Annotated in this window: 21 protein-coding genes; 12 read left to right on the forward strand and 9 right to left on the reverse strand. The window is 34.3% G+C overall.

Annotated features, from left to right (window positions below):
• Positions 1-57 precede the first annotated feature (57 nt).
• On the reverse strand, positions 58-1,203 hold the full coding sequence (locus tag WCG23_00565) for a polysaccharide biosynthesis/export family protein (protein ID MEI8388352.1): 1,146 nt from the start codon (positions 1,201-1,203) through the stop codon (positions 58-60).
• A gap of 663 nt (positions 1,204-1,866) precedes the next feature.
• Between WCG23_00565 and WCG23_00570 the strand changes: the two genes are divergently transcribed.
• The 6 genes from WCG23_00570 (at position 1,867) to WCG23_00595 (ending at position 7,162) form a co-directional block, all read left to right on the forward strand.
• On the forward strand, positions 1,867-3,015 hold the full coding sequence (locus WCG23_00570) for a glycosyltransferase (protein MEI8388353.1): 1,149 nt from the start codon (positions 1,867-1,869) through the stop codon (positions 3,013-3,015).
• Between the two features lie 25 nt (positions 3,016-3,040).
• A complete protein-coding gene (locus tag WCG23_00575) occupies positions 3,041-3,787 on the forward strand; it encodes a sugar transferase (GenBank protein MEI8388354.1) in 747 nt (248 codons plus the stop codon).
• A gap of 114 nt (positions 3,788-3,901) precedes the next feature.
• Positions 3,902-4,288: a hypothetical protein gene (locus tag WCG23_00580; GenBank protein ID MEI8388355.1), complete on the forward strand. Its 387-nt coding sequence runs from the start codon at positions 3,902-3,904 to the stop codon at positions 4,286-4,288.
• A gap of 121 nt (positions 4,289-4,409) precedes the next feature.
• Positions 4,410-4,775 carry a hypothetical protein gene (locus WCG23_00585; GenBank protein ID MEI8388356.1) on the forward strand — a complete coding sequence of 122 codons (366 nt, stop codon included), beginning with the start codon at positions 4,410-4,412 and terminating at the stop codon, positions 4,773-4,775.
• Between the two features lie 190 nt (positions 4,776-4,965).
• Positions 4,966-6,702: a GAF domain-containing sensor histidine kinase gene (locus WCG23_00590; protein ID MEI8388357.1), complete on the forward strand. Its 1,737-nt coding sequence runs from the start codon at positions 4,966-4,968 to the stop codon at positions 6,700-6,702.
• 1 nt (position 6,703) lies between these two features.
• A complete protein-coding gene (locus WCG23_00595; GenBank protein MEI8388358.1) occupies positions 6,704-7,162 on the forward strand; it encodes a response regulator transcription factor in 459 nt (152 codons plus the stop codon).
• Positions 7,163-7,196: 34 nt separating this feature from the next.
• Here WCG23_00595 and WCG23_00600 read toward each other — a convergent pair whose 3' ends face one another.
• From WCG23_00600 to WCG23_00615, 4 genes are all read right to left on the reverse strand, one after another.
• Positions 7,197-8,801 (reverse strand): R3H domain-containing nucleic acid-binding protein, encoded by a 1,605-nt coding sequence (locus tag WCG23_00600; protein MEI8388359.1) that lies wholly within the window; start codon positions 8,799-8,801, stop codon positions 7,197-7,199.
• Positions 8,802-8,922: 121 nt separating this feature from the next.
• The gene (locus WCG23_00605) at positions 8,923-10,020 is read right to left on the reverse strand and encodes an LdpA C-terminal domain-containing domain (GenBank protein MEI8388360.1); all 1,098 of its coding nucleotides are present in this window, start codon (positions 10,018-10,020) and stop codon (positions 8,923-8,925) included.
• Positions 10,021-10,336: 316 nt separating this feature from the next.
• A complete protein-coding gene (gene secG, locus WCG23_00610) occupies positions 10,337-10,648 on the reverse strand; it encodes a preprotein translocase subunit SecG (GenBank protein MEI8388361.1) in 312 nt (103 codons plus the stop codon).
• Between the two features lie 46 nt (positions 10,649-10,694).
• Positions 10,695-11,006, reverse strand: a complete 312-nt coding sequence (locus WCG23_00615; protein MEI8388362.1) for a DUF167 domain-containing protein — start codon at positions 11,004-11,006, stop codon at positions 10,695-10,697.
• 67 nt (positions 11,007-11,073) lie between these two features.
• Between WCG23_00615 and WCG23_00620 the strand changes: the two genes are divergently transcribed.
• Both WCG23_00620 and WCG23_00625 read left to right on the forward strand, forming a co-directional pair.
• On the forward strand, positions 11,074-13,227 hold the full coding sequence (locus WCG23_00620) for a bifunctional (p)ppGpp synthetase/guanosine-3',5'-bis(diphosphate) 3'-pyrophosphohydrolase (protein ID MEI8388363.1): 2,154 nt from the start codon (positions 11,074-11,076) through the stop codon (positions 13,225-13,227).
• 193 nt (positions 13,228-13,420) lie between these two features.
• Positions 13,421-13,744: a hypothetical protein gene (locus WCG23_00625; protein MEI8388364.1), complete on the forward strand. Its 324-nt coding sequence runs from the start codon at positions 13,421-13,423 to the stop codon at positions 13,742-13,744.
• Here WCG23_00625 and WCG23_00630 read toward each other — a convergent pair.
• Positions 13,741-14,322, reverse strand: coding sequence for a rubrerythrin family protein (locus WCG23_00630; GenBank protein ID MEI8388365.1), 582 nt, complete (start codon positions 14,320-14,322; stop codon positions 13,741-13,743). The two genes, WCG23_00625 and WCG23_00630, sit on opposite strands and share 4 nt — an antisense overlap.
• 251 nt (positions 14,323-14,573) lie before the next feature.
• Positions 14,574-15,779 carry an HDOD domain-containing protein gene (locus tag WCG23_00635; protein ID MEI8388366.1) on the reverse strand — a complete coding sequence of 402 codons (1,206 nt, stop codon included), beginning with the start codon at positions 15,777-15,779 and terminating at the stop codon, positions 14,574-14,576.
• A 204-nt stretch (positions 15,780-15,983) separates the two neighbouring features.
• On the opposite strand from WCG23_00635, the gene WCG23_00640 reads away from it, so the two are divergent.
• The 4 genes from WCG23_00640 to WCG23_00655 all read left to right on the forward strand — a co-directional run bounded on the left by WCG23_00640 (position 15,984) and on the right by WCG23_00655 (position 17,878).
• On the forward strand, positions 15,984-16,616 hold the full coding sequence (locus WCG23_00640; GenBank protein MEI8388367.1) for a hypothetical protein: 633 nt from the start codon (positions 15,984-15,986) through the stop codon (positions 16,614-16,616).
• A 334-nt stretch (positions 16,617-16,950) separates the two neighbouring features.
• Positions 16,951-17,214 carry a hypothetical protein gene (locus WCG23_00645; protein ID MEI8388368.1) on the forward strand — a complete coding sequence of 88 codons (264 nt, stop codon included), beginning with the start codon at positions 16,951-16,953 and terminating at the stop codon, positions 17,212-17,214.
• A gap of 47 nt (positions 17,215-17,261) precedes the next feature.
• On the forward strand, positions 17,262-17,522 hold the full coding sequence (locus tag WCG23_00650; protein MEI8388369.1) for a hypothetical protein: 261 nt from the start codon (positions 17,262-17,264) through the stop codon (positions 17,520-17,522).
• An 80-nt stretch (positions 17,523-17,602) separates the two neighbouring features.
• Positions 17,603-17,878: a hypothetical protein gene (locus WCG23_00655; protein ID MEI8388370.1), complete on the forward strand. Its 276-nt coding sequence runs from the start codon at positions 17,603-17,605 to the stop codon at positions 17,876-17,878.
• Positions 17,879-18,020: 142 nt separating this feature from the next.
• Here the strand turns inward: WCG23_00655 and WCG23_00660 are convergent, their stop codons facing one another.
• On the reverse strand, positions 18,021-19,661 hold the full coding sequence (locus WCG23_00660) for a glutamate synthase-related protein (GenBank protein MEI8388371.1): 1,641 nt from the start codon (positions 19,659-19,661) through the stop codon (positions 18,021-18,023).
• Positions 19,649-20,755 (reverse strand): glutamate synthase, encoded by a 1,107-nt coding sequence (locus WCG23_00665; GenBank protein ID MEI8388372.1) that lies wholly within the window; start codon positions 20,753-20,755, stop codon positions 19,649-19,651. The genes WCG23_00660 and WCG23_00665 overlap by 13 nt, the downstream gene beginning before the upstream one ends.
• Between the last annotated feature and the right edge of the window lie 71 nt (positions 20,756-20,826).

Here is a 20,826-nt window from a genome sequence, read left to right on the forward strand (position 1 = left end):
AATCCTTTAACTCCTTTTTTACTTTATATAATTTCTAAGAGGTTTTAAAATATTGCATTATCTTCTGAAAACATAATCCATGTTGCTGTAGCCGGTGGCAAAAGAACTTACCGGATTTACAACTCTTAGCAGATAATCAAAGCCTCGAGCAATTCCTGAAGAAGCTTTCTCAGGCACAAAGACTATATCATTTGGTAACAGAACAACATCGTTTTTCATCGGGTTTACTTTTGCGGATGTAAGCTTGCCGTTATTATCCATTCTGGAGATGATTACGGATTTTGGAGGAGAAGTAGCGCCGTAAAGATATCCGCCGGCCATGCTTATAGCTGTATTTAATCTTGGAGAATCACTTGCGTTAAGCATTACAAGACCTGCATTATTTACATATCCCATTACTCTTACAGGGATTTGTTTTCGTGAAAAAGTTGAAGCGGCAAAATCATTGTATTTTTGTGAATCAATTGCATAAGTTGTTGATAGTTTTGGAACATAAACTACATCCCCGCTCATTAGATAAATATCCTGAGCAGAATTTCCTTTATTTACAAGATCAAGCAAATTGACATTATATTTTGTCCCATCATATTTATTTGATATTTCAATGTTTTCAAGATCTGCATCAGGAGTTATTCCTCCGGCAGCTCCGAGGATGTTAGTGAGCAAAGGGGTTTTTCTGTCAATTGCTACTGTTCTTTGTTCAGAAGTATATGAATTGGAATAAGAGGTATCTGTGTTTAATTCATAGCTTCCGGGGGATACTATGGCACCTGTTAAATAAACTATTAAAGGTTTTGTTTTAGTAAGAGTTATGGAAATCATAGGATTTTTAATGATAACTTCAAACTTATTTTTTAATTCGTTGCGAAGTTCGTCAAGAGTTTTTCCTTGTGCTTTTGTAGCGCCTATAGGACCTATCAATATATTTCCGTCAGGTTGGACACGAACATTTTCCTGTCTGAATTCGGGAAATCCTATAAAAGATATGTCTAATACATCATTGGGACCAAGAATGTATTTTCTGGCGTAAGTATTATTTCTAACCTCCAATTTATTAGGTTCTTGCGAACTTTCTGAAACGGCACTCAAGTTTGCTTTGAGAGAAGTTCCTTCTGATGCACTGCTTTTTAAATTCGAGAAATTTGGAAAAATAAATAAACTGACAAAAACTAAGAAAGTTACTATTTTTTTCATTTTTTTCATAATATTTTCCATTTCCTTTTAACTTAAATAATGAGTAATAATTAGCACTATATTTTTCTGAAAAATTTTAATAAATTAATATTTCTTTAAATAATATTGAAAATAAATTACCTGCTTTACCATATAAAAGATTATTTGTTTTTCCTCTAAAAGGACAATTTTAAAAGTTATTTAATTTTTTTTATACTAAAACGAGTTTATATTTTCGGAAACGATGAGTTTTCGAAAATAATGCTTTTACTATCGAATGCCGCTTTTCTGCAGGTTATTAAAATCCCGAATTTATTTTTAAATCGGCATAAATCAATTTCAAAAGAAAACGAGAAATAAAAAAATAAAGGGGTGAGTGAGTTGCTGCTGGCTATGAAAAGTGGATTGCGAGCTGAGAGCGAAGAAGGGGCTTTATCTTTTCGAAACGCAGTTGCTTTCGAGTAATCAGGCAACGAGCCAAAAATTGCTCTCATGGACTGCTTTGAAGCAGAGGCCGTGGAAAATAAGGATTTTACGAATATTTGTTTAAAAAGGTATAAATCAAATTAAACATAAGGCTATATACACAAGGAGGGTTTATTTCTTTGTGATGACGTATAGTATGTCATCCGTATAGTATATTTTTCGAAAAATTTTTTTTATTATTATTTATGAATTTATGAGGAGTTAAAGATGTTGTTAACAACTCCTGACAAGGAATTTACAACTATAAATTTATCCAAAAAAAATGATAGCTCAAAAAAGAAAATTGCTATTGTCTCGGATCAAATATCAGGCGGTATAGGAGGAGCTGAGAGCATAACCTTTTCTATGGCAAGAATGTATCCGGATGCTCATTTGTACGCAACTGTCGTTGATAAAAATATTCTTCCGGATGATATTTTACAAAAAGGAATAAAATCAACTTTTATACAAAATCTTCCGTTAAGTAAAAAGCTGTATAAAGCTTATCTTCCTTTAATGCCTACAGCTATTGAATATCTTGATTTACAAGAATATGACATTATTTTTTCGTCACATCATTGCGTTGCAAAAGGGGTTATACCAAGACCCGATGCGGTTCATATCTGTTATTGCCATTCTCCGGCAAGGTATATATGGGATTTGTTCTGGACATATCAACAACTTAACGGTGTAAATAAAATTACAAAATTCTTAAGCTCTTTTCTCTGCAACTATCTTAGAGTTTGGGATGTGACAAGCTCTGCCAGGGTTGATTATTTTCTGGCAAATTCGGGTTATACAGCAGCGAGAATAAAAAAATTCTATAACAGGGATTGTGAAATTTTGTATCCGCCTGTAGACACCAATAAGTTTTTCCATGAAGGATACGATGATTATTATTTAATGATAAGCAGGCTTGTCGGGTATAAAAGGTTTGATCTTGCAATAGAAGCATTTAATGAAAACGGTAAAAAACTTGTAATTATAGGCGACGGTGCAGAATTTGAAAAATACAAAAAAATTGCAAAACCCAACGTTAAACTGCTTGGAAAAGTTTCGGATGAAATTCTTGCCAAGTATATGAATAGATGCAAAGGATTTATATTTCCCGGCAAAGAAGATTTCGGTATTGTAATGGCGGAAGCGCAAGCTGCAGGCAAGCCGGTCATTGCTTTTAAAGGCGGCGGCGCTCTCGATATTGTAATAGATGGTCAGACAGGAATTCTTTTTGAAGAGCAAACTGTTGAATCTCTTGGTAATGCCATAAAAATTTGTGAAAAAAACGAATGGGATAACAGGTTTATACAAGAAAGTGCAAAAAGATTTGATAAAGAAAAGTTTAATAAAAGACTCAAACAAATAATAGAAAACACGTAATAAAAGTTATATAGAGGTAGAAAAAATGTTAGCGGAAAAAACCATAGATAAAAATATTATTTCACAAGAAATTGTTGATTTTATAAAAAATTCTAATAATAGATTTGATAATATAATAAAAAATCCTTACGAAATTTCAATTAATCTTTATAATTCAAATCAAAAAGTTTTTCAGTATTTTCTGAAAAAAATAATTGAAAAGACGATAACCATAGTAGGTCTGGCTTTGATTTCACCTGTTCTTTTTATTACTGCAGCAGCAATAAAACTGGAATCAGAAGGACCTGTGTTTTTTAAACAAAAAAGAATAGGCCAGCATGGTAAGGAATTTTATATTTGCAAATTTAGAAGCATGTACAAAGATTCCGAAAAAAAGGCTGAAGAACTGCAAAAATACAATCAAACAAACGCATTAATGTTTAAAATGTTTGATGATCCGAGAATAACAAAAGTCGGCAAATTTATTAGAAAATACAGTATTGATGAACTTCCTCAGTTATTCAATGTTCTTAAAGGTGAAATGAGTCTTGTGGGCTTCAGGCCTCCTTTACCATCCGAAGTAAGCAAATATAAGGATTTATATTATGTGCGATTTGCAATGATGCCGGGATTAACAGGTCCATGGCAGGTAAGCGGCAGGTCAAAAATTAAAGAATTTGAAGATGTCGTAAATCTTGAATATGAATATGCAAAAGATTGGTCATTGTTTAAAGATATGCACATATTAATGAAAACCATTCCTGTTGTATTATTTGGAAAAGATACCGCTTAATTATGAAATGAAAAATATTTTATACCCTTATAAGGTCTTGACTTTATAAAAACAAACAAATATGATAGTTTCTAGTTATCGTACTTTAAAAAATAATTATTAAAGGGGTGAGGGATGAAAAAGGAAATCTTGTTCTTGGGCTTTGCAGTGCTTATTTCCGGGGAAACAGCTTTTGCGATCGAAAATACTACAATACCCGACAAATTTTCGGGGCAAAGTTGCGGTCTTTCAGATAATAGACTTTGTGATGCCGTAACTAATATTTTAGTGAAGGAACTGCTGAAACAAACGGTTTATACTGTCGGAACACAGGTTCTTAACAAATATATGAATACAACCGTAACTATTCCGGTAACAACGACTACTCCGGTAGTTTATACTCCTGCGGCAGCACCTGTAACAACACCTGCTCCTGTTGTTTATACTCCGGCGGCAAGTCCTGCTCCTCTCAGCACAACCACAACTACTGTTCCGGAAGAACAGATGATTATTGTTAATTAAAAATTTTACTTAACACCTGTTTGCGAAAAAAATCATTGCCTGTTTTTAACAAGATAGGCTCTAAGAAAGCTAAACAGAAAGAAAGAGAAACTTGAAAAATTATAATTATAAGAAACAGATAATGAAAAACCCTGTATCAATAAAAATTATTTTTATGGGGTTTGGTTTGTTAGCGGGGATTTTATTTAGTTCAGTTGCTTTTGCGACAGCATCAAAAATTGTTCTTTTTTGTTCAAGTTGGAGTATGCAATGCAGAGAAGCACGAACAGCCTGTTTTTCTCTTGCGCAGGAAACCGGTATAAATTTTACTGATTTGGATATAGACCAAAAATCTTCACTGCAAAAAGCAAATAATTTAGGACTGAGCTTTCCTTCGGCAATTCCGTATCTTTATATCATTGACAAAAAAGGCAATGTTATAAAAGGAAAACTTTACAACGGAGAAGCTTTGCAGGAGTTGAAACAGGAAATAATTAAATATACCTGAGCTAATAATTAAAAACTATCTCGATATTAGCTCATATGTGAGAATTATTCGGATAATTATTGGTATTAATTTTTTTTGGAACTTTTACAAAAATAATTAACGGGAAAAAATAACGTTATTCTACTTAGTGATGTTTTTTTATATAAAGTATTTCATTATGTTTTTTATATAAAAAATGGAGTCCTGATTTATGAGTGACGATAATGAAAATCTAAAAAATATAATTATTAATACTTTAATAAGTGACGATCTCGAGGAAGCTGTCAGAAATATAACGATGGAACTGGGCAAGCTCTTTAATGCAGACAGAGTGCATTTCAGGTTTTATGATAAAGATATAAATACTTTTTCGGAGGTTGTCGAAGAATACAGAAAAAATAAAGAAAGTCCTTCCTCAAAGAGAAAGATGCTTTATCCTATAGAGTTTGACAGGTTTTTAAAAGATAAATTAACACAAGAAAAGCATCTTTTTATAATCGATGATATTAATAAACCTGAATATCCCGAAACATTTAAGCAGCTTTTTGAAAATCTGGAAATAAATAATGAAATAATACTGCCCATTTTTTTTAGAGGAGAGCTTGAATCTGCATTTTTTATAACGAACACAGAATCCACAGAACTTTTATCAGGAAAAAATCTGGAATTTTTAATTCCTGCTGCAAGACAAATTTCTATCGGGACTCATTTGTTTAAAGTCCAAAATAGTCTTATCAAGGCTGTTAGTTACGAAAAAATACTCAAAGAAATAATAATGGAAGTCAGGGGTTATGAAAACCTTGAGCAAGTATTTGAGTATTTGGTCAATAAATTGGCGGATATGTATGGAGTGAACAAGGTTTTACACTTAAATACCGATTCTTTAGGAAATTTTGTCGTCATAAATGAAGCATTAAAAGATAGAGTTAAAGAGTTTGAAGGAAAAATAATTTTTACACAGGATTCTTTTAAGGAACTGGAAAATTATACAGAACATTCAATTATAACGGTAAATACTCTTGAGCAAATTCAAAATACCAAATTAAAGAAATTTCTGGAAGAAAATAATATTAAAGCTTTTATGCTCTATCCTATTGAAATCCTTTCACCTGTTAAAGGCGAAAGGAAAATAGAAGAAAGGGTTATGGTCTGTTCTGATATTCCGAGAAAATGGTCGTATCAGGATATAGAATCTTTAAAGTTAATTGTTGGAACTACCGCAATTATTTATATTGAAATCAGAAGCAGAAAAGAAATAAGAGCAATTGAAGAAATTTTTATAGCCTCGCTTGTTCATGATTTGAAGAGCCCTATTTATGCCGAGCAAAAAGCCCTTGAATTCATAATATCAAAAAAACAGGATGCCAGTATTCAAAGCATTATGACGTATTTGAATGATATATATAAGACAAATGAAGAGCTTTTAAGGCTTATAACAAATCTTCTTCTTGTTTATTCAATGGATCTTGGCTTGCATGAAATAAAAAAAGAACCGGCAAATATATCTAAAATAATTGATGATGCCATAAGAACAATAAAACCTATGGCTGATGATAACGAATCAGAAATTATTAAAAATATTCAGGAAATTCTTATGGATATTTACATGGATCCTGATGAAATCAGACGGGTTTTTATAAATATAATAATTAATGCCATTAAACATAATCCTAAAAAAGTAGAAATAAATATTTCCGCCGAAAAGAGAGAAAACGAAATTCTTATTTCAATAAGTGATAATGGTGCCGGAATCCCTGAAGCAGAAAAAGCCAATATTTTTCAAAAATATCAGACAAGTAAGAGAAAAGTTGGTACGGGTCTCGGGCTTTATTTGTCAAAACAAATAGTTGAATATCACGGGGGAACAATATGGTTTGAATCAGAAGAGGGCAAGGGAACTACTTTCTATTTTACTTTGCCGTTAACTGATGAGATAAAAGGAGATTGATGTGTATTTAACAGATTCAGCTCCTCAAATAACAATAGTAATTGTAGAAGATGAAAATTTGTATAAAAAAGTGATTATAGATTTTCTTCAGGAAGATTCTGCTTTTAAAGTTGTGGGGGAAGCAAAAGATGGACAGACGGCAGTCAATCTTGCCAAAGAGCTTCGGCCCGATGTAATAATTATGGATCTCGGGCTTCCTGTTATTTCAGGAACGGAAGCCACTAAAAAAATAAAAGAAACTAATTCGTTTATTAAAATTATAGCGTTAACAGCTCATTCGGATAAAAATGAAGCCATAGATTCATTGATAGCAGGAGCTTCTGCTTATGTTAACAAAGATATTAAAATTCAGCATCTAAAAATGATTATTCAGACGGTTAATGAAGGTGCAATTTGGCTATCTCCCGTTATAGGCTTTAAAGTTTTTTCGGAAATCCTAAAGCTTTATAAGCATAAGTAACAGGAGTTGCACAAGCGTTAAATTTCATTTTATTTTATCCGACTTCTTTTAAACCGTTAGTCGATATGATTTTCAAGCGTCTTTCAGGCTCTTCACCGACACTTGTACTTGTCAGGTTATACTTTTCAATGATTTCATGCTGAAGTTTTCTTATATGTGATTTTCTTGGTTCGAGTTCTATTGAGTCTGAACCGTTTAGAATTTTATAAACAGCTCCTTGAACTTCTTTTAATGCTTCTTCAGTTTCATCAAAACAAGCCATTCCGTAAGAATCCCCAGGTTTTTCTTTCATGCCGAAAGAATCTTTAATCGCTTTTTGAATTTGAGGCATTGTATTTGATTTTACAAAATGAATAGGCAAATGATAATCTTTGGCGACATTTAAGATTTTTGCGCCGCCTTTTGAAAAGCTGTTATGTGCAATTACGACATCGGCTTCATCGATATTTCTTGTGATTTCAACGTCAATGTCAAGTCTTTCAATAACTTTATCAACCATTGAGCGGCTTACAGCGTAGATAAATATTTTTTTGCTTGAGGCTCTAATGTTTTTGGTGTATTTGTCCACAAAAGCTTCAAAGTTAACTTTCTGCTCGATTTTTTCTGCTTTTTCAGCCTGTTTAACTTCGACAGTTTCTCCTTTGTGATCAATTTTTCTGATTTCAGGAGATATAGGCCAGTCTCTAAGGATACAATCAACGGCTTCAGACGCATTTGGATATACTGCGAGAGTTTCTCTGTCTCTGATTTCGATTATTATATCAAAAGTAGGCTGTTTTTCTCTTTCAAGAACAGTTTTCTGGCAAGCTCTTCTTCTTGCTTCATCATCGCCCAGCGTTACAGTATTTACTCCGCCGACTAAGTCTGACAAAGTAGGGTTTTTAATAAGATTTTCAAGGAGATTTCCGTGTGCTGTAGCAATAAGCATTACGCCTCTTTCGGCTATTGTTCTGGCAGCCTGTGCTTCTTGCTCTGTACCTATTTCATCTACAACAATCACTTCAGGTGTATGATTTTCAACAGCCTCAATCATCACATCTTTTTGACGTTCCGGTGATAAAACTTGCATACGTCTTGATTTGCCAATCGCAATATGGGGAACATCGCCATCTCCGGCAATTTCATTGGAAGTGTCGACAACAATAACACGTTTGCTCAAATCATCGGCTAAAAGCCTTGCTATTTCTCTGAGTTTTGTAGTTTTTCCCACGCCCGGTTTTCCGAGAAATAAAATACTTTTTTCTTGAAGCACTAAATCTTTTATACAATTAATAGTTCCGGTTACGACCCTGCCGACTCTGCATGTAAGACCTATAACATGACCTTTTCTGTTGCGAATAGCGCTAATTCTGTGGAGTGTTCCCGGAATACCGGATCTGTTATCGGATGTAAAATCATCTATTTTTGAAATTACGGAATCAATATCTTTTTGGGTTACAAATTCTTGTCCGAGATATTCGATAGACTTGTCTAAATGCCTTAATTCGCCTCTTCTTCCAATATCCAAAACAACTTCTACTATATCATCCAGTTTAAGTTTTTTCATTTCGCCGATTATTTTAGGCGGCAATACAGCAGCAAGTTTTTCTAAATCACTGTAAAATTCAGAATTCGAAAAGTTTTTTTCTTCTAAATTCACGGAATGCTCCTCTCTGCAAAAACTACGTCCATAATATTTTTCTTCAGATAGGTTTTCTTTGTGTTTTATTCCGTACTCCTTTTTTATACCTACATTATACATCTTTTTCCGCCACTTTGCATTAATTTACTACTAAGCTTGTAGTAATGTTAACAATTCGTTGCAATTGCATAATAAAAATTTCCTCAAGCTCATCTAAATAAGATAGAATTGTTTTTCTCGCAAAAGTTCCGTATCCTATCCCTGAAATTTTTAAATCGAGTTGATTCACCAATTTTTTAGTAAAATAATTTGTTCCTCCCGAAATTTGTATGTAAGCATTTGTTTTATTTTCCACAAGAATTGTCGCTGCCGAAACAGCCTGCAAAGAAGAAGACGGCTTATCTGTTGCGCCCATAGGCACTCCGTCTATCTGCAAAATTACTTTTTGAGGGATAAGCTCTGTCAAAGAGCTTGTGTAATCCAGTAATTCAGTAGTGTTAAATCTTTTTGATTCAACGCAAAATGACAAAAGCTCGATGTTTGTGAGCAACTGTGCGTTTAATTCCAGAAAAATTTTCACCTCCTCTATGGAACTGCTTCCTGTATGTATTTCTATAGATTTAATTTCTTTAAAATCAAAATCAAAAGAATTGCTAAGTTTTGTAAAGCTTATTGCGTTTTGCAAACATGCTTCGCTGCATCTTCCACAGCCTAAGCAATTATCTTTATTGAGTTGTATTTTTTTATCTTCCTGCACAGCGGATTGAAGGATTTCGTCGGCGGGATGCAGGTTTTTAAGGCTGTCACCCTTAGAAGAATAAGCTGTTGATAAAGCCCTTGCAGGGCACGAATTTATACATTCAAAACAACTTGAGCATTTACTGTAATTAATTTCAGCCTTCCTGAAATGTAAATCATCTCCTGCATCGAGACTTACCATCAATACAGGCTCTTTATAATGCGCAAAAGCTTCCGGATTTTTATTATAAAGGTCGGAAGCTTTTTTAATTCCTGCTTTTGCAGACTGAATTATTGTTTGCGAGGGGGCAACATCTATCACATTTACCCCGCTCAATGCGTAAACCAGTGCAAGCCTTTCGACATGTTTTTCATTCGTGTTCGCTGCACCGCATATAATTTTTGTAAAAGCACCTTCTTCTAAAGCAAAAATAGCTCTGGCGACACTTTCGGTGTGTTCTGCCGGAACTATTATTTTTGTTTCATTGAGAGTATTCAATCGGATTTCTATCTCCTAACAAACCTCTTGTTATATTAAAGCATTTAATCAGAGATTTGTTAACTATATATTTGGAGGATTTTTTTGAATCATTATTTAACTCGAGTCGCCAATTAGCTAAAATTATTGCAAATATTGATTTTTGAGAATGTCATCCTGAGCAAAGCGAAGGATCTGTCCAATTTGTGATTTTAGCTAAAAATGCTTACTGGACAGATTCTTCGGGCTTTAGCCCTCAGAATGACAATTTGTAAAAATAAATTAATTGGCGACCGGGATTATTTATTTCTGCAATTTTAAAAAATATTTTTGCAGTTTATTCCGCTCTCATAAAGAACTTTTTAAATAGGGACACAAGAAAAACTACAGCGCCTAAAACAATCAAGCTGCCTATTATAGAAGTTAAATCTGTTAATTTGTACCCTAAAACAAGAGAAACATATACAAAAATAAATGATACGCCGCCGGTTATTTTGTTTAATCCTGATTCAACACCTTTTTGGCTGGAAAATAATTGTGCTGCTCCGCCAATAGAAGCCATTCCATCTCCTTTTGGAGAATGAAGAAGAACTAATAATATTAATAATAAACCTGATAATGTTTGTAAAATCTGGAAAAAAGCTATCATTTATCCCTCCGCGAATTTTTGAATTTCATTTATAAAAATTATATTATCATAAAAAATTTTGTATTTTAGAATTTAATTCTTCAGCATCGCCCTTTATAAATAAAATTTTATTTTTATTTGTTTCACCGCTAACAATAGTTATAGAAGTTTTTGAAATTCCAAGAATTTTCGCCAGAAATTTGATGCATTTTTCATTTGCTTTTCCTTCTACCGGCGGCACATCAAGCTTTATTTTTAAACTGTCGTCCATTATACCCGAAATTTCGCACTTTGAAGAGTTAGGTACGACTTTTACACTTAATTTTATACCGTTTTCGAGTTTGGTTATTTTAAGAACATTATTACTTGATTTGTTCATATTGTGTATATTACCCATAAAGAGTACAATATTATAAATAAATTAAACGAATCGTTAATTATAAAAAATGCATAAGCAACTTTTTGACCAATTAGGTACCATTCTAAAACAACAAAAGAGACCTGAACAGGATGTTGAAAAAATTCATTCAGCATTCGATTTTGCGGCGGGTTTGCATGAAGGGCAATATAGAGCAAGTGAAGAGCCTTATATTCTTCATCCTCTTGAAGTTGCCTGTATTCTGGCTGATTTGCAGGCGGATACTGATACTATTTGTGCAGCTTTGCTGCATGATACTCTGGAAGATACAGAAACCAGCCCTGAAGCTATAAAATCACGTTTTGGTCAAGATGTTTTAACACTGGTAAGCGGTGTTACTAAACTGAGCAAATTCAGCTTCAGTTCTAAAGAAGAACGTCAGGCGGAAAATTTCAGAAAAATGTTCCTTGCAATGGCAGAGGATATAAGGATAATTTTCCTTAAATTGGCAGACAGGCTTCATAATATGAGAACTTTGAACTACATGAAGCTTGAAAAACAAAAAGAAATTGCAAAAGAAACCCTCGAAATTTTTGTTCCGTTAGCCAACAGACTCGGAATGGGCTTGGTAAAAACAGAGCTTGAAGATCTTTCTTTAAGATACAGCAATCCTGAAAAATATTTTGAAATTGCGCAGTTGGTGGCTCAGGCAAAGGCCGAGAGAGATCATACCATCCAAACAATTATAGAAAAAATCGACAATAATTTAAAAGCAATGCATATAAAAGCGGTAATAACCGGTAGAGCAAAAAGTTATTACAGTATTTTCTCAAAAATGCACCGTAAACAAATGTCATATCAGGATTTGTATGATATAACCGCTGTTAGAGTGATAGTTGATGATGAAAAAGAATGTTACGAAGTTCTCGGGCTTATTCACTCTGCGTTCAAGCCAATTCCCGGGCGTTTTAAAGATTACATAGCCATGCCTAAAAACAACCTTTACAGGTCATTGCATACTTCTGTAATTGGACCGAGGGGCAAGCCTCTTGAGGTTCAAATAAGAACACATGAAATGCATGAAATAGCAGAACACGGTCTAGCTGCCCATTGGAAATATAAAGAGTCCGGTGTGCCTGTAAAAGCTAATTCAAAAGATGCGGAGAAATTCAGCTGGCTGAGAAAACTTGTTGAAATTCAAAATGATACAAAAGATGCAAAAGAATACGTTGACAGTGTAAAACTCGATCTTTTTTCCGATGAAGTTTTTGTTTTCACACCGCAGGGTGATGTAATAGATTTGCCTGCCAACGCTGTTCCGTTGGATTTTGCGTACAGAATTCACACGGAAATCGGTCACAGATGTACAGGAGCCATGCTGAACGGTCGTATTGTAACGCTTGATACAAAGCTAAAAAACGGTGATATTGTCGAAATTTTGACAGGAAAGCAAGCAAAACCCCGTCTGGATTGGATTAATATAGTCGTTACAAATCAGGCAAAAAGCAGAATTCGCGGTTGGTTTAAGAAAAACCACAGAGATGAGCATATTTTACAGGGAAGAAGCAATCTTGAACATGAAATGACCAAAGCTGCCGTTGAAGAGCTTATAAGAGACGGAAAACTTCTTGAAATCGCAAAGCAAATGAATTATCAGGCAGAAGATGATCTTTTTGCCGCTATTGGTTATGGAGAAATTACTCTGCAAAAAATTCTCAATAAGCTTAAGGTTGACCAGATAGCACCTAAAATTAAAATCACAAAGACCTCCACGTCTAAATCATCAAAATCCATTGAGGGGCTTGAAGGAATGCTTCATCATTTCTCAAAATGCTGTTCACCTGTTCCGGGAGAACCAATAGTTGGTGTTGTAACAAGAAGCCGCGGCGTAAGTGTACATAGAGAAGACTGCAAGTCGCTTCAAATTGTAGACGGAGAAAGAGTTATACCTATAGGTTGGAATCAGGCTGACTCTAATAAAACTTATACGACTAAGATTTATATAGAAACAATAGACAGAATAGGCATATTTAAAGATGTTCTCGGTAAAATTGCGGACAGCAGAACCAATATTGTACAGGCAACTATTAAAAGAAGAAGTAAGGATTTTTCTACAATAGAAATCGGACTTGAAATAGCAAATATAGAACATCTTAATAAGCTTATCACCAGCATAAATACAGTAAGTGATGTTGTCAGCGTAAAAAGACAACAATCAGGCGTTTTGAATAAAAATAATTAAATTTACGCGTCATTGCTGTATGAGGAGAGGCTTTAGACTCGACGCGGCAATCCATTTTATTTTTATAGATTGCTTTGCTATGCTCGCAGTGACGATCTAGCAATTCGGGTAAATTAATTATGTACTTAAAGAGAATAAAACCTCTCTGTAATACTGATAAAATGGAATTTATCAAAATGAGGGGGAATATAACATGGGAAAAAATTTTTGGGATAAAACAAGGGAACGAGCTTATTTTAAATATATAGCCAGAAAATCGTTAAATATCCCTGATGATGCTATTGAAGACTGGAATCAGGCGTTCAGGGAACAGGTTATTGAAGAAAGAATTAATGAAGAAGCTTATTTTCATTATTTAAACGGTTGTCCTGACCCTGATGTTAACTGGTTAGAAGCTTACAGGGAAATAAATGAAAGAATAGCTTTTCTTGCTTTTCATCAGCATGTATCTAATTTAAACAAATCTTCTATAGAAAACTGGGTAGATGCACAAAAGATCTATATAAAAGATTTTTAATAAGTTTCGGCAAAAAGTTCATAATATGCTTTTGGATGATTGCAAACGGGGCAAACTTCCGGAGCTCTTGTTGCGGAATGAATATATCCGCAATTATTGCATTTCCATTGAACTTTAACGTCTCTTTCGAAGACCCTGTTATTTTCCACATTATACAAAAGCTTTTTGTATCTGGATTCATGAAGAATTTCAACCAGAGATACTCTTCTGAAAGCACTTGCTGCTTCTTGAAACCCTTCCTCATCAGCAATTTTAGCGTATCCGGGATATAAAGTTTCCCATTCGAAATGTTCACCTTCTGCCGCAGCTCTTAAATTTTCCACTGTATTTCCAAAAGCTGAAGGATAAGTTTCTGTAATTTGGATAGGATGTCTTTCTTCAAGTAATTTAAAATATATTTCAGCGTGTTCTTTTTCATTTGCTGCCGTTTCCAGAAAAATATCAGAAATTTGATAATATCCTTCTTTTTTTGCAACGCTTGCATAAAAAGTATAGCGGTTTCTTGCCTGTGATTCGCCCGCAAAAGCCGCCATTAAGTTATGTTCTGTTCTTGTTCCTTTCATTGGTTTTTGTTCCATTTGAATTTCTCCTTAAATTTTTTTATTATACTGAAACGAATTTGCATATTATAAAGCAGATAAATACTGATGTTTCTACCCTATCGAGTAGAAACATTTTTCCAAATAACTAATAACCAGAATTGCTAAACCGTCATTGCGAGCATAGCGAAGCAATCCATAAAAAATAAAATGGATTGCCGCATCGAGTCTAAAGCCTCTCCTCGCAATGACGCGTAAATTTAATCAGCAACACGAGTTAATAAAAAAAATTATTTAAAGAATGACTCTAAATCATTAAGTTGTTCGGCTTCTTGTTTGAGTTCAACAAAAATTGAAGCCAGATCATCCTCGTTTAATCCTATATGGCTCAGGATTTCGTCATCAAAAAGATTTATACTAAAAACCTCATAATCAAGTATAAGATGAGAAAGGATATTCCCGAGATAGACAACAGTTGTAAGATTTTGTTGATTTTTGGATTCAAGCGGAGAGTGGTGATAAAGAATGACATCAGAGATCATTTCAGGCAGGTTCCAGTTTTCTGAAACAAAATGCCCGATGTGCTGGTGTGTAACATCGCAGTTTTTTTGTTCTGCCGCCATAATTTCGTCGCCAAAAAAAAGTGAGCCGGGGGCTTCTGAAAGTGCGCGGATATAATTGTCATGGTCATACTGGTCAAGTATAATTTTGCCTATATCGTGGAGAATTGCCGCACTAAAGATATGTTCATCAGCCTGAAAAAAAAGTTTTTGATATATATTTCTCGAGGCAATTGCTGTAAGAAGTGAATGTTTCCAGAATTTTTTGTAATCAAGGCTTGTTGCAGTACCTGATTTGGGGGCAAAAATCCTGAAAATACTAGAAGAAAGCACAAGGCTTTTTATTGTCGTAAATCCCATAATTGTAATTGCATGCTGAATAGAACTTATTTGTTTGGGAAAACCGTAATAGGCAGAATTTACCATTTTTAAAACTCTTGAGGTCAAACCGGAATCGTGTGAAATGATTTTGCTGAGTTGTGCGGCAGACGACTTAGGGTCCTGAACAAGCTCTGTAACTTTTGTAACCACTTCCGGCAAAGAAGGTAAATCTCTTAATTTTTCTTTTATGGATTTTGATTTTTTTTCGGCTTTTTGTTGAGAGCTTAATGGAGGGGCTTCCGTAAGCGAATAAACTTCTACTCCATAGTTTTTTAATTCCTGAATAATCCAGTTTCTTATATCTTCTTCGAGTGCCAGCCTATCATAAGTATATACCAAAACAGCGGAAAACTTCTTTCCTGGGGCGCTATTCATCAGTTCAACAAGTAACTGTCGCATATCAGGCTTACTATTGTTAATTTCCACATATGTTTTTACAAGTTCAAGCCTGTTTTGTTCGCAAAAGGACAGTATTTTTTCCTGCTGAATTTTATTTTCAACATATCTATCTGTTTTATCAGCTTTGTAAGATATTACATAGCCCACTACATTCATATTGACACCGGCTTAAGTGATGGAATTACTATCGGAATTGAATGTTTGTATAAAAACTCAATGTTATTTACAAACCAGTTCCAATCCATAGTATAATTCCTGTGTATAAATATATTCAACATTTATTTAATGTAGGATGCAAGGACAGTTTTATGTTCTTTATTGAAAAAATAAAAATTTCTTTGCGATGTGGAGGTGGCGTTGATGCAGGATAAACTCGTTTCCATTCGAAGCGGGAGTGAATTCGTTCTCTTTGATCCGGGATTTTCGCAATTTGCAGCGGCTTTTCCAAAAGAAGCTTTTGAATATCTTGATGAAATATCTGATTTAAAACAAAATCATCAGAAAAAATTTGCTTTTATAAATCTGGAAAATCAAATTGTGCCTGTAATAAAACTTTGCGCTTCTTTTTATCTCGGATGTATACTCTGGGGAAGCTATCTTTTCTGGAAATACAAAAGTGATGTCAGAGAAATTGAAGGAAATCCGCTTCTTTCTACAAACGAAAAAGAAGAAGACGATCTTAATTCTTCTCATGAAATTGATTTTATTATAAAATTTGTTGAGAAATTTGAAAAATCTGCTCAATTTTATTTGAAGAGAACTTCCAGAATAAATCCTGAACATTTGAAATATTTTAAAAGTTATAAACAGTTTGTTGAATTAAACAATAATTTTATAAATTTAAAGTTTACAAATGAAATAAAACTTCCTGTAGAAGTTGCACATTTTGAAAATCATAGCGATAAAAAGCTTGACGAATTAAAACAAAAAATTGACGAATTAATAAATACAGGTATTTTGGAAAATATTTTGACTCTCGATTATTACAATTAAATTTAAATAACTCGAATTGCTAAACCGTTAAAATCGTTATTGCGAGCATAGCGAAGCAATCTATAAAAAATAAAATGGATTGCCACGTCGGGCCTAAAGCCTCTCCTCTCAATGACGCGTTAGTTTATTTAACAGTTAATTTGTAGAAAACCCTTGTAGAAAATATTAAGAAAAATTAAGCAAACTTTAAATCGTAAAAACCTTACCACTAAAGGGTTTTTACTTTTCTGCATGAAAAATCAAAAGAATTTTTTTCAGGAAGGTGTTAATTTTTTTCCTTCACATGATTTATACAAGTATCGAACAAATAATTTAAAAAATAAGGAGAAAGGAAATGCAAGCAATCGGGTTTATTCCCCAGAGAAACATCAGACCGGCTTTCGGTTGTGAAAAATGTGAGCAAATTAAAAAAACATTAACAGACGCCGGTGTCGGACCGCGCAGAGCTAAAGGGTTTGTAGAAAGTAATACCGCCTTGATAGGAAGTGAAAAAAGACAAGGATTGACTCATGAACAAAAGGCTGAAAAACTTTCAAACACTGTGGGCGGAAACCTGGATTACTATGTTAAGGAACTTAAAAAAACTACAGTAAATTAATAATTTGTTGAATAAGTAATTTAACAACTAAAAAAAGGAGAAACAAAATGCTAAACATTGGATTTAACCCCCAAAGAAACATCAAACCAGCTTTTGGCTGCGAAGATTGTGAAAGTTCAAAAAAAATATTGACAGCTGCCGGCGTACCTGAAAGCAGAGCTGATGCTTATGTAAAAGATAGTTTTTCACCATCTGAAAAACCTGAAGATCATCTAAAAAATGCTGCGGCACTAAAGGAAGCTTTAAGCAAAAAAGGACAATTAGCACCTATTGTTAATATGCTTAAGAACGTAAGGGCAAATCGATAAATTAAGAAACCAAACACCTCAATGTAAACAGACAAAATTTTTTAAATGTCGAAATATTACTTAAAGAAAGGATAAACAAAATGACAAATATCGGATTTAATCTCAACAGAAATATCAAACCGGCTTTTGGCTGTGACAACAAAGATTGTAAACCTTGCCAAGAAGCGGAACAAAAATTTGTAATAAGCGGGATACCAAGAGACACTGCTTCTAAGTTTGTAAAGATAGCTACAAATGACTCTGATCCAGCTATACATTATCAAAAAGCTGAAAAGCTTAATAATCATTTAGCTGATGGTGGAAACTTTGTGGATTATCTGAGGAAAGAAAAGCCATCTGTTGATATCTTAGCCTAGTATGTAGATTGCGAAATAAAAGATACCATTTTAAGACCGTCATTGCGATAAGTGAATCAACGAAGAGATTCAAAAGACAAATGTCTCTAACGCAATGCAGGGGTCTTTAGTCTGCTTTATCATATTATTTGTAATTTTATTACTAGCATGCGTACTGGATTTTAAGTTTTTCCGCAATACTGCTGTCAGTTGTAACAAGTGCATCTGAGCGACCAACAGGCAAAGAACTGTTTCCGATAGGAGCCATAAGCTTTTTGATTTCCTGATCTGTTGCTATGAAATAATTTACAATATTTTCGGCAACTTTATCAATATCAAGTCGCTTCACAAGTACGGGATTTTGCGTGCAAATTCCTACAGGACAAAGTCCTGTATTGCAGGCATTGCATTTTCCATAATCATTGCCTACACATCCTGCAATTTGAAGCAATAATTTGCCTGTAAATACGCCATTTGCACCAAGACAAATCATTTTAAAGGCATCAGCTGCAAGATTTCCATGCATGCCAAGTCCGCCTGCTGCCCAGAGAGGGATTTGTCCCTGTTTTCCCTGATGCACTGCCCCCAGATAGCAATCCCTTAACTTTGAAAGTATCGGATGACCTGTGTGGTTAAGTGAAATTTCGTGTGCAGCGCCCGTTCCACCGAAAATACCATCGAGGAAAAATCCGCCGACAATATTATATGGATCTCTTAAAAGATTATTATATACAGAAATGCTTGTTACACTTGCAGAAACCTTGATTGCAACAGGAACTCTAAACTTAAATGCGGCATTTAAGGAAAGAAACATCTTCTGAACGCTTTCTTCAATGGAATAAAGTCCCTGATGGTTTGGCGGACTGAGAAGATCAGCTTTTGGAACGCCTCTGATTTCCTGAATATGCCTGGCAACTTTTTTTGCCTGTAAAAGTCCGCCATCACCTGGTTTTGCCCCCTGCCCTATTTTAATAAGAACACCAGCCGGGTCTTCTACCATATCCGGCATTGCGTTTATAATTCTATTCCAGCCAAAATGGCCTGAAGCTATTTGAAGAATCATATATTTTAAATATCTTGATTTCAACAGTCTTATAGGCATACCGCCTTCTCCTGAACACATGCGGATAGGGATTCCGAGTTCTTCGTTCATATAAGCGGTAGCAATTGCAAGAGCTTCCCACATCCTGCCTGAAAGCGCGCCAATTGACATATCCCCGAGAATTATCGGATAAATCCATCTTACGGGAGGCAAGTTGGTATTAAGCTCCAAATGCCCGTTTAAATTTTGAAAAGGTATTTGTTCAGGGGGAAGCACCCTTCCGAACGGAGCAAGCATTTCAAAAGTATGCCTTTGAGCATCAAGAGAAGGATCAGTCATTTGGGAGATACGACCAATTTTAATTTTATCAAGAGCTCTTGGTGAAGTGTGCAAGTTGCTTCTTCCGCCCCTTTTATAAGAATCTCCAGTATATGCTCTTACTTTCATGGCAAATTTTTCATCGGGATTTCTTACAGGTTTAATAGCTTCATTTGGACAGACTTTTTCGCAAATTCCACAACCACGGCAAAAATTTTGTATATTAATATTTTGTTTAATTACAGGTATTGTTTGAAACTTTACTTTTGGAACAGGCGTTAAATCTTCGCTTATTACTTTTCTTCTTTTTTCAACAGAAGCTTCTATAGCATTAAAAGGACATGCGGCCGCGCATTTTCCGCACATTGTGCATCTGTCGGAATTATATTCTATTTGCCATAATAACTCGTCTTTATTAAGTTCATTTACTTTTATTGTTGCCATCTTTCGACCCTCAAATCATTGTTAATTACTACTGTTTCTCTTTCGTGAGGGTAAATATCATCTTCCCAATTTCTTTCAGGCAAAATCTCGTTAATGCCTGTCACTTCGGAAGTTATAATTACAGTATCTTCAGTATGTCCAATAACAACCGGTCTTAATTTTTTAGAATCGCAGCATGTAAAAAGTGTTCCATCAGGAAGCACTCCTATAATTGTGTTTGGTCCGTTTATTTCCAGATGGGCAAGGGATTCTTTTATTTTCAAAAGAACTGTTTTGTCAGGTCTTTGATTAATTTCATCATGAGGAAGCGGCGTAATAATATGTTTATAATAGCTAAGAGGCCATTTTAATACTTTATTTAAGTAATGCAAAGTATACAAAAAACACTGTGAATCTGATTCAAAGCCCACATATCCTTCAAATAAGCTTTGTTGAAAAAGTTTATTTTTTTCATAAAATGTATTTTCACCATTTGCAAGAATCGTATATCCCTGCAAGAAAAACGGGTGTGCTGCGTATCTTACGATGTCATAATTTGTGTTTTGTCTGCACTGAGCCGTAATAATCTTTGCGGTAAAATTGTCAGATTCTTCCCACAATCCAAAATATGTTCCAATATCTTTGGGATCCCCAATTTCTTTAAGTGTAATAACATCAGGCCAAAAGGAATAAACATAACCTTCTTCATCTACTTCAAGGGCTTCTCTCAATCTTAGTCTGGTCTTAACCAGAAGTTCTTCTTTTTCTTCACGAGTGGCATGTTTAAAAATTTTTGGGTATTGAAGCACCTGAAATATATAATGAGGCATCGTTTCAATTATAAGCTTTGTATCCGGATTTGTTTCGGGACTCCACTGCATTGCTCTGACAAAACCTTCTTCTGCCAGTATATTGTCTGCAATATTCAATCCTTCATCGGTGCATGCCATTGAAAGAATAGGAAGATCTTTATAATCTTTAAAAATTCCGCCCAAATCCTGCATAACCATAGCAAACCCGGAATTATCATGTCCTTTTTGCTGAGAACGCATCAAAAAAAGTGCTTTGGAAGGATGAATATATTTTTTCGATTTAACGGCGCCAATTCTACACAATTGCCTGACTCCTAATGTTTAGTTTTTGAAAAAACAGCTTGGTTTTCATTTATATTGAACAAAAAGCCTAT

It is taken from the genome of bacterium (assembly GCA_037147175.1).
Classification (GTDB): Bacteria; Cyanobacteriota; Vampirovibrionia; order Gastranaerophilales; family UBA9971; genus UBA9971.

Excerpts from the sequence above, each read along its gene's own strand:
- WCG23_00565 (MEI8388352.1), bottom strand. The coding sequence starts at position 1,203 with ATGAAAAAAATGAAAAAAATAGTAACTTTCTTAGTTTTTGTCAGTTTA.
- WCG23_00570 (MEI8388353.1), top strand. The coding sequence starts at position 1,867 with ATGTTGTTAACAACTCCTGACAAGGAATTTACAACTATAAATTTATCC.
- WCG23_00575 (MEI8388354.1), top strand. The coding sequence starts at position 3,041 with ATGTTAGCGGAAAAAACCATAGATAAAAATATTATTTCACAAGAAATT.
- WCG23_00580 (MEI8388355.1), top strand. The coding sequence starts at position 3,902 with ATGAAAAAGGAAATCTTGTTCTTGGGCTTTGCAGTGCTTATTTCCGGG.
- WCG23_00585 (MEI8388356.1), top strand. The coding sequence starts at position 4,410 with ATGAAAAACCCTGTATCAATAAAAATTATTTTTATGGGGTTTGGTTTG.
- WCG23_00590 (MEI8388357.1), top strand. The coding sequence starts at position 4,966 with ATGAGTGACGATAATGAAAATCTAAAAAATATAATTATTAATACTTTA.
- secG (MEI8388361.1), bottom strand. The coding sequence starts at position 10,648 with ATGATAGCTTTTTTCCAGATTTTACAAACATTATCAGGTTTATTATTA.
- WCG23_00615 (MEI8388362.1), bottom strand. The coding sequence starts at position 11,006 with ATGAACAAATCAAGTAATAATGTTCTTAAAATAACCAAACTCGAAAAC.
- WCG23_00620 (MEI8388363.1), top strand. The coding sequence starts at position 11,074 with ATGCATAAGCAACTTTTTGACCAATTAGGTACCATTCTAAAACAACAA.
- WCG23_00625 (MEI8388364.1), top strand. The coding sequence starts at position 13,421 with ATGGGAAAAAATTTTTGGGATAAAACAAGGGAACGAGCTTATTTTAAA.
- WCG23_00630 (MEI8388365.1), bottom strand. The coding sequence starts at position 14,322 with ATGGAACAAAAACCAATGAAAGGAACAAGAACAGAACATAACTTAATG.
- WCG23_00635 (MEI8388366.1), bottom strand. The coding sequence starts at position 15,779 with ATGAATGTAGTGGGCTATGTAATATCTTACAAAGCTGATAAAACAGAT.
- WCG23_00640 (MEI8388367.1), top strand. The coding sequence starts at position 15,984 with ATGCAGGATAAACTCGTTTCCATTCGAAGCGGGAGTGAATTCGTTCTC.
- WCG23_00645 (MEI8388368.1), top strand. The coding sequence starts at position 16,951 with ATGCAAGCAATCGGGTTTATTCCCCAGAGAAACATCAGACCGGCTTTC.
- WCG23_00650 (MEI8388369.1), top strand. The coding sequence starts at position 17,262 with ATGCTAAACATTGGATTTAACCCCCAAAGAAACATCAAACCAGCTTTT.
- WCG23_00655 (MEI8388370.1), top strand. The coding sequence starts at position 17,603 with ATGACAAATATCGGATTTAATCTCAACAGAAATATCAAACCGGCTTTT.
- WCG23_00660 (MEI8388371.1), bottom strand. The coding sequence starts at position 19,661 with ATGGCAACAATAAAAGTAAATGAACTTAATAAAGACGAGTTATTATGG.